Source organism: Mycolicibacter senuensis, from assembly GCF_003284925.1.
Taxonomy (GTDB): domain Bacteria; phylum Actinomycetota; class Actinomycetes; order Mycobacteriales; family Mycobacteriaceae; genus Mycobacterium; species Mycobacterium algericum_A.
In genome coordinates this window covers 1-11,162 of sequence record NZ_QMEX01000118.1, presented here as the reverse complement: position 1 = coordinate 11,162, position 11,162 = coordinate 1, and the positions used below count along the sequence as shown (strand labels likewise).

Annotated in this window: 10 protein-coding genes; 6 read left to right on the top strand and 4 right to left on the bottom strand. The window is 68.9% G+C overall.

The window, feature by feature from the left end; all coding sequences use genetic code 11:
- The 3 genes from DQP56_RS19160 to DQP56_RS19150 all read left to right on the top strand — a co-directional run.
- Positions 1-520 (top strand): enoyl-CoA hydratase/isomerase family protein (locus tag DQP56_RS19160; RefSeq protein ID WP_133258974.1); only part of this gene is annotated, 520 nt, incomplete at its 5' end.
- A gap of 24 nt (positions 521-544) precedes the next feature.
- The gene (fadD11, locus tag DQP56_RS19155) at positions 545-2,380 is read left to right on the top strand and encodes a fatty acid--CoA ligase FadD11 (protein WP_112688134.1); all 1,836 of its coding nucleotides are present in this window, start codon (positions 545-547) and stop codon (positions 2,378-2,380) included.
- A gap of 83 nt (positions 2,381-2,463) precedes the next feature.
- The gene (locus DQP56_RS19150; protein WP_234825732.1) at positions 2,464-2,919 is read left to right on the top strand and encodes a DUF488 domain-containing protein; all 456 of its coding nucleotides are present in this window, start codon (positions 2,464-2,466) and stop codon (positions 2,917-2,919) included.
- A 24-nt stretch (positions 2,920-2,943) separates the two neighbouring features.
- Here the strand turns inward: DQP56_RS19150 and DQP56_RS19145 are convergent, their stop codons facing one another.
- A complete protein-coding gene (locus DQP56_RS19145; RefSeq protein ID WP_112688129.1) occupies positions 2,944-3,144 on the bottom strand; it encodes a hypothetical protein in 201 nt (66 codons plus the stop codon).
- A 91-nt stretch (positions 3,145-3,235) separates the two neighbouring features.
- On the opposite strand from DQP56_RS19145, the gene DQP56_RS19140 reads away from it, so the two are divergent.
- The 3 genes from DQP56_RS19140 (at position 3,236) to DQP56_RS19130 (ending at position 6,418) form a co-directional block, all read left to right on the top strand.
- Positions 3,236-3,673: a nitroreductase family deazaflavin-dependent oxidoreductase gene (locus DQP56_RS19140; protein WP_112688126.1), complete on the top strand. Its 438-nt coding sequence runs from the start codon at positions 3,236-3,238 to the stop codon at positions 3,671-3,673.
- Positions 3,674-3,701: 28 nt separating this feature from the next.
- The gene (gene ilvA / locus DQP56_RS19135; protein WP_112688123.1) at positions 3,702-4,988 is read left to right on the top strand and encodes a threonine ammonia-lyase IlvA; all 1,287 of its coding nucleotides are present in this window, start codon (positions 3,702-3,704) and stop codon (positions 4,986-4,988) included.
- Positions 4,989-5,062: 74 nt separating this feature from the next.
- Positions 5,063-6,418: a threonine/serine exporter family protein gene (locus DQP56_RS19130; RefSeq protein ID WP_234825731.1), complete on the top strand. Its 1,356-nt coding sequence runs from the start codon at positions 5,063-5,065 to the stop codon at positions 6,416-6,418.
- Between the two features lie 4 nt (positions 6,419-6,422).
- On the opposite strand, the gene glgX is transcribed toward DQP56_RS19130, so the two are convergent.
- The 3 genes from glgX to DQP56_RS19115 form a co-directional block, all read right to left on the bottom strand.
- Complete coding sequence (gene glgX / locus DQP56_RS19125) at positions 6,423-8,570, bottom strand: glycogen debranching protein GlgX (protein WP_112688119.1); 2,148 nt, start codon at positions 8,568-8,570, stop codon at positions 6,423-6,425.
- A complete protein-coding gene (gene sucT, locus DQP56_RS19120) occupies positions 8,561-10,786 on the bottom strand; it encodes an acetyltransferase SucT (RefSeq protein WP_112688117.1) in 2,226 nt (741 codons plus the stop codon). Before sucT ends, glgX begins: the two co-directional genes overlap by 10 nt.
- Positions 10,787-10,857: 71 nt before the next feature.
- Positions 10,858-11,162 (bottom strand): NlpC/P60 family protein (locus tag DQP56_RS19115; RefSeq protein ID WP_133258973.1); only part of this gene is annotated, 305 nt, incomplete at its 5' end.

Sequence of the window (11,162 nt, the reverse complement as noted above, 5' to 3'; positions counted from 1 at the left end):
CGGTCGGCGGATGGCCGATGCGATCGAAGCGATGCGAGCGGTGACGGTGGCGCGGCTGCACGGTCACTGCGTCGGTGGCGGCGTCGTGCTGGCCGCGGCCTGCGATCTGCGGGTGGCCGCTGCCGACACCCGGTTTTCGATACCGGAGGTCGATCTGGGGATCCCGCTGGCCTGGGGCGGCATCCCGCGGTTGGTCCGCGAGATCGGGCCCGCGCTGACCAAGGAGCTGGTGATGACCTGCCGGGCGTTCGGCGCCGACGAGGCGAAGGCGGCCGGCTTCATCAACCGGGTGGTCGCCGAGGCGGACCTGGACGCCGAGGTCGAGGCGTTGGTCGGCCAGTTGACCGGCAAGTCCGCGCTCACCCTGGGCGGCACCAAGCGCCAGGTCAACGCGGTCACCGAGGGCATGGTGGGCACCGCGCGCAGCTGGAACGACGCCGACGCGCTGGTCACCGCGGTGCACGACACCGAATCGCAGGCCTCGGCGATGGCGTATCTGGAACGGGTCCATCGCCGCTGAGCCCGCCGACGACAGGAGGAGCAGATGACAGGGACACCGCCGGCGACGACCCTGTGCGAGGCGTTTCAGCGCACGGCCGCTATCGACCCCGACGGGGTGGCACTGCGGACCGTCGGCGGTGGGCAGACGCTCACCTGGCGCGAGTATGCGGCGCAGGTGCGCCACGTCGCGGCCGGATTGGCCGGCCTCGGGGTGCGCCGCGGGGACACGGTGTCGCTGATGATGGCGAACCGGATCGAGTTCTACCCGCTCGAGGTCGGCGCTCAGCACGCCGGCGCCACGTCGTTCTCGGTGTACAACACGCTGCCCGCCGAGCAGCTCGGCCATCAGCTCGGCAACGCCGGCACCAAGGTGGTGATCTGCGAGCACGCCTATATCGAGACGATCCGGTCCAGCGGTGCCCCGGTCGAACACATCGTGTGCCTCGACGGCCATCCGGACGGCACCTTGTCGCCTGCGGATCTGCTGGCCGCCGGGCGCCCCGATTTCGACTTCGAATCCAGTTGGCGGGCAGTGCAACCCGACGACGTCATCACCCTGATCTACACCTCGGGCACCACCGGCGCCCCCAAAGGGGTGGAGATGACCCATACCAACCTGCTGTTCGAGGCGGCGGCGCTCGATGCGGTCCTCGGGGTGCGCTTCGGTGACCGGATCACCTCCTACCTGCCGTCGGCGCATATCGCCGACCGGGCGATGGGGCTCTACAACCAGGAGATCTTCGGTGTCCAGATCACCGTCGTTCCCGACGTCCGGGCCATCGGGGCCGCCCTGCCCGACGTGCGTCCCACCATCTGGGGCGCCGTACCGCGGGTCTGGGAGAAGCTCAAGGCTGCCGTCGAGTTCGCGGTCGGTGCCGAGCCGGACGAGGACCGTCGCGCCGCACTGCGATGGGCGCTGACGGTAGGCGCCAAACGCGCCGCGGCGCTGATCGGCGGCGAGCCGGTTCCCGAAGCCGTGGCCGCCGAGTGGTCGCAGGCCGACGAACTGGTGCTGTCGAAACTTCGAGCCGAGCTGGGCTTCGGCGAACTGCGGTGGGCGGTGTCGGGCGCGGCGCCGATTCCCAGGGAGACGCTGGGATTCTTCGCCGGGATCGGCATTCCGATCAGCGAGGTCTGGGGCATGTCGGAGCTCAGCTGCGTCGCCTCGACCACCCATCCTCGCGATGCCCGGCTCGGCACCGTCGGAAAGTTGTTGCCCGGGCTGGAAAGTCGCATCGCCGACGACGGCGAGTTCCTGGTGCGGGGGCCGCTGGTGATGCGGGGCTACCGCAAGGAGGCGGCCAAGACCGCCGAGGCGATCGACGCCGACGGCTGGCTGCACACCGGCGACATCCTCGAGGAAGACGCCGAAGGCTATCTGCGCGTGGTCGACCGCAAGAAGGAGCTGATCATCAACGCCGCGGGCAAGAACATGTCCCCGGCGTACATCGAGAACGCCATCCTGGCGTCCTGCCCGATGATCGGGGCGATGGTCACCATCGGGGAGTCCCGGCCCTACAACACCGCCCTGCTGGTGTTCGACGCCGACTCGGTCGGCCCGTATGCGGCCGCGCACGGCTTGCCGGAGGCGACACCTGCGGCGCTGGCCGCCGACCCGGCGGTGATCGCACAGATCGCCGCCGGAGTGGCCGCCGGCAACGCCAAACTCTCGCGGGTCGAGCAGATCAAGCGCTTCCGGGTGTTGCCCACGCTGTGGGAGCCCGGCGGTGAGGAGGTCACACTCACCATGAAGCTCAAACGCGGGCCGATAGCGGCAAAGTACGCCGACGAGATCGAGGCGCTCTACGCATCCGAACCCGCACCGCACATCCATCAGCCGGCGGGCAGCGAAGATGCCCGCCCGGCGACAGCCGTCTGAGGGGGAGCACCACGGCGATTTTCACGTTCGGACACGGCACCGCGGAGGCAGCGGAGATCACGAACCTGCTGACCGGCGCCGGGGTGCGCCGTCTGGTCGACGTGCGCAGCGCACCGGGCAGCCGCCGCAATCCCGACAGCGCACGCGAGGCGATGCAGCAGTGGCTGCCCGAAGCCGGCATCGGCTATCGCTGGGAGCCGCGGTTGGGCGGTTGGCGGCGGCGCAGCGGCGACAGTCCCGATGTCGGACTGCGCAATGATTCATTCCGCTCCTATGCAGGCTATATGCGCACCGACGACTTTCGGGACGGCGTCGCCGACCTGCTGGCCGAAGCGGCCGACCGGCAGGTCGCGGTGATGTGCGCGGAGACCGTGTGGTGGCGATGCCATCGGAAGCTGATCGCGGATTACCTCACGCTGATCCACGGCGTGCCGGTGTGTCACCTGATGCACGACGGAAAGCTGCGGGAACACCGCCCGATGGCAGAAGCGCGGGTCGACGGTGATGTCCTGGTGTATGACCGACCGTCGCCGGGGTGACGCACCGCGGGGCGATGCGGCGGACTAGCCCTGCTTCCGGCCCAGCACCAGCCATAGCGCGGTGCAGACCCCGGCGGCGCTCAGCACCGCGGCCGCGGCACTGGCCGTAGCCGCGCCGACGACCAGCAGGGTGGCCAACCCGACCGCCAGCGCGACCAGCTTGTAGGCCGGCCATGGCACCCCGGCGATCGGCACCTGGTGCCGTGGGCGCTCGGCGGTCGTCATGCCGTTAACGGTACGCGATAACCAATTGTTCGACCACCCGAAACTCCACAGACGGCCGGCCGTGTTGCGGCGCCGGTCTAGTCTGGACGGCATGCCTCTGAGCGGAGAATACGCACCCAGCCCGTTGGATTGGTCCCGGGAGAACGCCGAGAAGTACCTGGCTTCCGGTGGCACCGAGGGCACCGAGATGAAGGGCAAGCCGGTGGTGCTGCTGACCACCGTGGGAGCCAAGACCGGCAAGCTGCGCAAGACCCCGTTGATGAGGGTGGAGCACAACGGACAGTACGCGATCGTCGCCTCGCTGGGCGGCGCGCCCAAGCACCCGGTCTGGTACCACAACGTCGTCAAGAACCCGCGGGTCGAACTGCAGGACGGCACCGTCACCGGCGACTACGACGCCCGCGAGGTGTTCGGCGATGAGAAGGCGCAGTGGTGGGAGCGCGCGGTGGCCGCCTGGCCGGACTACGCCGAGTACCAGAAGAAGACGGACCGCGAAATCCCGGTGTTCGTGCTGACCCCGGTGGGGTGAACCCGCTGCTGGGTGGCATCATATTGCGGTGTCCGCCGAACTGCGCCAGAACCGTGGCTCCAACGCCTGCCCGCTGACCGCGGCCGATATCGACGTGGCGGCCCAGCGAATCGCCGGCGTGGTGGCGCCGACTCCGCTGCAGCTCAGCGACCGGCTCTCGGAGATCACCGGTGCCACGGTGTACCTCAAGCGGGAAGACCTGCAGTCGGTGCGGTCCTACAAGCTGCGCGGAGCCTACAACCTGCTGGTGCAGTTGACCGCCGATGAGATCGCCGCCGGCGTGGTGTGCTCATCGGCCGGAAACCACGCGCAGGGCTTCGCCTACGCCTGCCGGTCGCTGGGCATTCGCGGCCGGGTGTACGTGCCGGCCAAGACTCCCAAGCAGAAGCGCGACCGGATCCGCTACCACGGCGGCGAGTTCATCGAGCTGATCGTCGGCGGGGCGACGTACGACATGGCTGCGGAGGCGGCACTGGCAGACGTGGCCCGCACCGGGGCCACATTGGTGCCGCCCTACGACGACCTGCGGACGATGGCGGGCCAGGGCACCATCGCCGTGGAGATCCTCAACCAGCTCGACACGGAACCGGACCTGGTCGTCGTTCCGGTCGGCGGCGGCGGCTGTATCGCCGGGATCACCAGTTACCTCGCGGAGCGGACCGCCGAAAGTGCGGTGCTGGGCATCGAACCGGCCGGGGCGGCCTCGATGATGGCCGCCCTGGCCGCCGGCGAACTGGTGACCCTGGACACCGTCGACCAGTTCGTCGACGGCGCCGCCGTCAAGCGCGCCGGCGCCCTGCCCTACGCCGCGCTGGCCGCCGCCGGCGACATGGTGTCGGTCACCACGGTCGACGAGGGCGCGGTGTGCACCGCGATGCTCGACCTCTACCAGAACGAGGGCATCATCGCCGAGCCGGCGGGTGCGCTGTCGGTGGCCGGGCTGCTCGAGGCCGACATCACGGCCGGGTCCACCGTGGTCTGCCTGATCTCCGGCGGGAACAACGACGTATCGCGCTACGGCGAGATCCTGGAACGTTCGCTGGTCCACCTCGGCCTCAAGCACTACTTCCTGGTCGATTTTCCCCAGGAGCCGGGCGCGTTGCGGCGGTTCCTCGACGAGGTTCTCGGCCCCGGCGACGACGTCACGCTGTTCGAATACGTCAAGCGCAACAACCGGGAAACCGGCGAGGCCCTGGTCGGAATTCAATTGGGCTCGGCGGCGGATCTCGGTGGTCTGCTGGCCAGGATGCGCTCCTCGCAGATCCACGTCGAGCCGCTGGAGCCCGGCTCGCCGGCGTATCGCTACCTGCTCTGAGCGTCGGATCCGGCAACGTAGGTGACCCAGGGTCACCGAGCGGGTAGCCGACGGGCATGGTGTCATCGAAGACGATGAGTATGGATGAAACCGATGTTCGGCGGGTGCTCGACATCGCCCTGCGGTTCGGGCAGCTGCTGTTGGGATCGCAGGCCGGAACCGCCGATGTCGCCTCCAGCATGCTCTCGATCGCGACCGCCTACGGGCTGCCACAGACCCAGGTGGACATCATGGCGAACTCGATCAGGGTGTCGGTGCCTCGTGGGGTGCCGGGCGCCCCGGTCACGGCGATGTATCTGGTGCAGTCGCGCTCGCTGGACTACACCCGGCTGCAGCTGGCCACCGACCTCGCCGAGCATGTCGTCACGACCACGCCCGATCCCGAGTGGGTGCAGCAGCAGCTGGACCTCGTGAGCCGGGCCGACCATCCCTATCCGCGGTGGGTGGCCACCGCCGGCTGGGCGGTCATGGCCGGTTGCTTCTCGGTGCTGATCGGCGCCGGGCCGGTGATTGCCATGATCTCGGCGGCCACCACCGCGCTGATCGACCGGGTCGGCCGGGTGCTCAACGGCTGGCGGCTACCGCTGCTGTTCCAGCAGGTGGTCGCCGCAGCGGTGGCCACCGGCGTAGCCATCGTGGTGCACGCCGTCGGCTGGCTGCCCGCCGGCGCGTCGGTGTCACCGGTGGTGGCCGCCAACATCGTGGTGCTGTTGTCGGGGCTGGCCACCGTCGGCTCGGTGCAGGACGCCATCACCGGCTACCAGCTGACCGCGGTCTCGCGGGGCATGGACATCCTGCTCTCGTCGGCGGGCATCCTGGTCGGCGTGTCCATCGCGGTGCGCATCGGTGGCTGGTTCGGCGCCCAAGTCCGGGTGAGCGCCGAGCTGCCGGTCGCGGTGCTGAGTATGCCGGTGTACGTGCTGGCGGGCGCCATGGGCGCTGCGGCCGCCGCGATAGCCGGCTACGCGCAGCTCAAGGCGGCGTTGGCGGCAGGTCTTGCCGGGGCGACCGCCACGTTGCTGGTGTTCGGACTGCGACTGGTGGACGCCGACCCCATTGCCGGCTCGTTCCTAGCGGCCGCGGCGACCGGTCTGGTCGGCACCCTGCTGGCGCCCCGGCTGCGGGTGACGCCGCTGGTGATCATCATGGCGGGCATCATTCCGCTGGTCCCCGGGCTGACCTTGTTCCGCGGCTTCGTGCAGTTCGTCAACGGGCACCCCAATGCCGGGGGGACGGTGGGCCTGGCGATCGGGCTGGCGTTGGCACTCGGTGCCGGCGCGGTGTTGGGCCCGCTGCTGGCGCCCTCGGTGCGCCGGGAACTCGGCCGCTATCAGCTGCGCGGCCACGGGCACCGGACCCGCCGGCTGCGCAGCCCGTATCGGGTTCCGCAGCTGGCCGGTATCCGCTACCGCGGGCGGCGGACCGCTTAGTGCCTCAGCGGCTCTTGCACAAGATGATCAGCGAGCGTGCCGCCACGGCGACGGTATGTCCCGCCTCAACCGACAGCTCGCTGCGGCCGGCGGCGTCGGCGGTGTCGATCACCGCGTGCCAGCCCAGTGCGTAGCCGCTGTCAGGGGTGACGAAGTCCACCGGTGTCTCGCCGGCGTTGAAGCACAGCAGAAACGAGTCGTCGACGATGCGCCGGCCGTGGGCGTCGGGTTCGGGCAGTGCCTCGCCGTTGAGGAAAACCATGACGCACCTGCCGAATTCGCTGTCCCAGTCCTGCTGGGTCATCTCGTGCCCGGCCGGGGTCAGCCAGGCGATGTCGCGCACCTCGTCACCGCCGCGGATCGGTCGGCCCTGCAAGAACCGCCGTCGCCGGAACACCGGGTGTGCGGTGCGCAGCGCCGTCAACGCCCGGGTGAACGCCAGCAGGTCGGCGTTCTTGTCGACCAGCGACCAGTCCATCCACGACAGCTCGGAGTCCTGACAGTAGACATTGTTGTTGCCGTGCTGGGTGCGGCCCAGCTCGTCGCCGTGGGCGATCATCGGCGTGCCCTGGCTGATCAGCAGGGTGGCCATGATGTTGCGGACCTGGTGCGCGCGCAACGCCAGGATGGCGGCGTCGTCGGTCGGCCCCTCGACGCCGCAGTTCCACGATCGGTTGTAGCTCTCGCCGTCCCGGTTGTTCTCGCCGTTGGCCTCGTTGTGTTTCTCGTTGTAGGACACCAGATCCGCCAGCGTGAAACCGTCATGGCAGGTGACGAAGTTGATGCTGGCGCCGGGACGCCGGCCGGTCGCCTCGTACAGGTCCGACGAGCCGGTCAGCCGGGAGGCGAACTCGCCGAGGGTTTCCGGCACACCGCGCCAATAGTCGCGCACAGTGTCGCGGTACTTGCCGTTCCACTCCGTCCACAGCCCCGGGAAGTTGCCAACTTGATAGCCGCCTTCGCCGACGTCCCACGGCTCGGCGATCAGCTTGACCTGGCTCACCACCGGATCCTGTTGCACCAGATCGAAGAACGCCGAAAGCCGGTCGACGTCGTGGAGCTCTCGGGCCAGCGTCGAGGCGAGGTCGAAGCGGAACCCGTCGACGTGCATCTCGGTCACCCAGTAGCGCAGTGAGTCCATGATCAGCTGCAGGGTGTGCGGATGCCGGGCGTTGAGACTGTTGCCGGTGCCGGTGTAGTCGGTGTAGAGGCGCGGATCGTCATCGGACAGCCGGTAATAGGCGGCGTTGTCGATGCCGCGGAAGTTGATCGTCGGGCCCAGGTGGTTGCCTTCGGCGGTGTGGTTGTAGACCACGTCGAGGATCACCTCGATGCCGGCCTGGTGGAAGGTGCGCACCATCGCCTTGAACTCCGCCACCGCGCCGCCGGCCTGGCGGCTGGCCGCATAGGAGTTGTGCGGCGCGAAAAATCCGACGGTGTTGTAGCCCCAGTAGTTTCGCAGTCCCAGCTGTCGCAGCCGGTGATCGTGCAGGAACTGGTGCACCGGCATCAGCTCGATGGCGGTCACGCTCAGCGACTTGAGGTGATCGATGATCACCGGGTGTGCCAACCCGGCGTAGGTGCCGCGCAACTCCTCCGGGACGCCGGGATGGGTCTGCGTCATGCCCTTGACGTGCGCTTCGTAGATGATTGTCTCGTGGTAGGGCGTGCGCGGCGCCCGGTCGGCCGCCCAGTCGAAGAACGGGTTGATCACCACGCTGGTCATGGTGTGCCCCAACGAGTCCAGCGCAGGGGGAGGGCCATCGCCGGTTGGGCCGTCGGGGTCGTTCAGGTCGTAGGAGAACAGGGCCGGGCTGAAGTCGAAGTCGCCGTGGAACGCCTTCCCGTAGGGATCCAACAACAGCTTGCCGGGGTCGCAGCGTTGGCCCGCGGACGGGTTGAACGGCCCGTGCACCCGGAATCCGTAGTGCTGACCGGGTCCGACGCCGGGCAGATAGGCGTGCCAGACGTACCCGTCGACCTCGTCGAGGCCGATGCGGGTTTCGGTGGTGTCGCGGTCGTCGATCAGGCATAGTTCGACGCGCTCGGCGACCTCGGAGAACACCGCGAAATTGGTTCCGGCCCCGTCGTAGACGGCACCGAGCGGGTAGCTGTGGCCTGGCCAGACCGCGGCGACCGGGCTCACCACCATCCGGTGGCCGCACCCATCTGCCGGCCGAGCTCACCGGTCATGGTGCGCATGTAGGTCGCCGAGAGGTGATGGGAGTCGTGATAGATCAGCACATTGCCCTCCACCGCGCGGCAGATATCGGTGTCGCACACGGCGTCGGACAGATCCAGCGGCTTGAGCAGCGGGAAGCGTTCGACGAAATCCAGGGTGGGGTTGCGGTCGACGAGGACTTCGGAGCGTTTGATGCCGCAGGACTCCGCGTCGCCGCCGGAGGCCAGGCAGTCCGCCGGCTGGAACGGTTGGCCATCACGCACCAACCACGGGGTGTCGCGTACCCCGAGGATGGGAATCTTGTTTTCGGACAACCTTTTCCAGATCCCGATGTAGGTTCCCGGCATCACGTCGCCGGGTTTGATGTTCCATGGCCGGGTGGCGGTGGTGAACACGTAGTCCGGGTGGTCGGCGATCAGCTTGTCCATGGTCCTGCCCACCCATTCGTAGCATTGCGGGTAAGGCGCGTTGTTGCCCATGATCAGCGGCACCTTCTCGGTGGACAGCGGGCAGCCCATCTTGAGGTAGGTCACCACCTTGAAGTGATGCCGCTGGCCGAGGATGTCCAGTGCCGGCAGCCAGTGCTCGGCATGCGATCCGCCGGCCAGCGCCACGGTCCGGCTGGCCTCCGGGTCGCCGTAGGTGCAGTTGATCAGGGCCGGATTGCTGAACGTGCTGATGCAGCCGTCCCGGGTGGAGCGGGGCAGGTCTTTCTTGGCCTCCAGGATGGTGGGCCGCATCCGTAGCTTGGGCACCCGCTGGTGTTTGAGCAGGGCGCGGGCGCCCGGATAGTCGTCCTTGCTGAGTTTGGCCAGTTCCTTGCCGCTGGCGCGCTCGACGGTGACGTGCTCGCGCCAGGTGAACGATGTCGCGGTCAGGGCCACGCCCAGCAGCACCACCGTGGAGCCCAGCGCCAGCGTCGGTCGCTTCCACCAGCCCGGCGACGGCTTGCGCCAGGGGTTGCGCCGTGCCGGAGGGGCGCCGGCGCCGGCCGGAGCGCGGTAGCGCAGCGGGTCTTCGACGAGCCGGGTGGTCAGGTAGGCCAGCACGCCGGACAGCAGCAGGATCACCGCGCCCTCGAGCACCGAGGCGTGCCGGTTACCGGTGTAGGACAGCCAGAAGATCAGCAGCGGCCAGTGCCACAGGTACAGCGAGTAGGCCATCGCCCCCAGCGTCACCAGCGGCCGGCTCGCCAGCCACCGGTTGGGCCACGGCAGTTTGTCGCGGGTGCTGGGGTGCGCCTGGCGGTTGGCTCCGGCCAGGATGAACGCCACCGTGGCGCCGACCGGCACCAGCGCCCAGGGACCGGGGAACTCTTGCACCCCTTCGATCAGGGCGCCACAGCTCAGGATCGCGGCCAGCGCCAGGGTGGCCACGATGGTACGCAGCCACATCGGCCAGCGGATGTAGGGGATGAGCGCCCCGGCCAGGGCGCCGAGCAGCAGTTCCCAGGCGCGGGCGAAGCTGTTGTAGTAGGCCAGCGACTGGTTGGCCTGGTGCGCGACGATCGCGTACCAGAACGACGCCACCGTCAGCGCGGTGAGCAGCACCACGAAGGCCGAGCGCAGGTGGGTGCGCAGCAGTCGCCGGAAGGCGAACGCGAAGCCGAAGATCAACAGCAGGAAACTGAGGTAGAACTGGCCCTGCACCGACATCGACCAGATGTGTTGGAGCGGGCTGACGGCCTCACCGGCGCGCAGGTAGTCCGAGGCGGTGCGCGCCAACTCCCAGTTCTGGTAGTAGCCGAGGCTGGCCAGGCTCTGGTCGGCGAACGTCTCCCAGCGGGTCTGCGGCTGGATCCATATCGTCAGCGCCGCGCAGGCTGCCAGCACCACGACCAGGGCGGGCAGCAGCCGCCGAACCAGCCGGATCAGGTCGGGCACCGGGGACAGCGACGAGGACGGGTTCAGCGCCACCCGCAGCAGCTTGCCGCCGAAGAAGAACCCGGACAGCGCCAAGAAGACGTCGACCCCGCCGGAGACCCGCCCGAACCAGACGTGGAACACCGCCACCAACGCGATCGCGATGCCGCGCAGCCCATCGAGGTCGTGGCGGTAGAAGCCCGCCTTGCGGGTTCCCATCGCGGCGGCCGTCCCGGCGGCCGGAACGGATCCGGCAACCGACCCGCCGGCGGGGGGTGCCGCAGCAGGTGTTGCCGCCGGTCGCGGCGGGGAGAGGGCAATCATGATCGCCCGATAATCTACCTAACCGGGCGGTGGAAACCGCATTCCAACAGGTGTGACGTCCGCCGGGTGTGTCAGGGGATCACCCGGGTCAGATACGGGACCATGTTGGAGGTACGCGCCGGCGATACGGTGACCGCCGGGCTGGTGCCCTCGATCATCTGATTGTTGCCGAGGTACAGCGCGACGCTTTGCGTGCCGCCCGGCCCGTAGCAGAGCAGGTCGCCGGCTCGGGCCTGCGCGGGCGGGACCTTCTGCCCGACGCTGCACTGTTCGCCGGAGGTTCGCGGCATCTTGATGCCGGCGCCGGCGAACGCGTACTGGATCAGGCCGGAGGCGTCGAACCCGACGGTGGTGGTGTCGGGGATGTCCTCGCCGG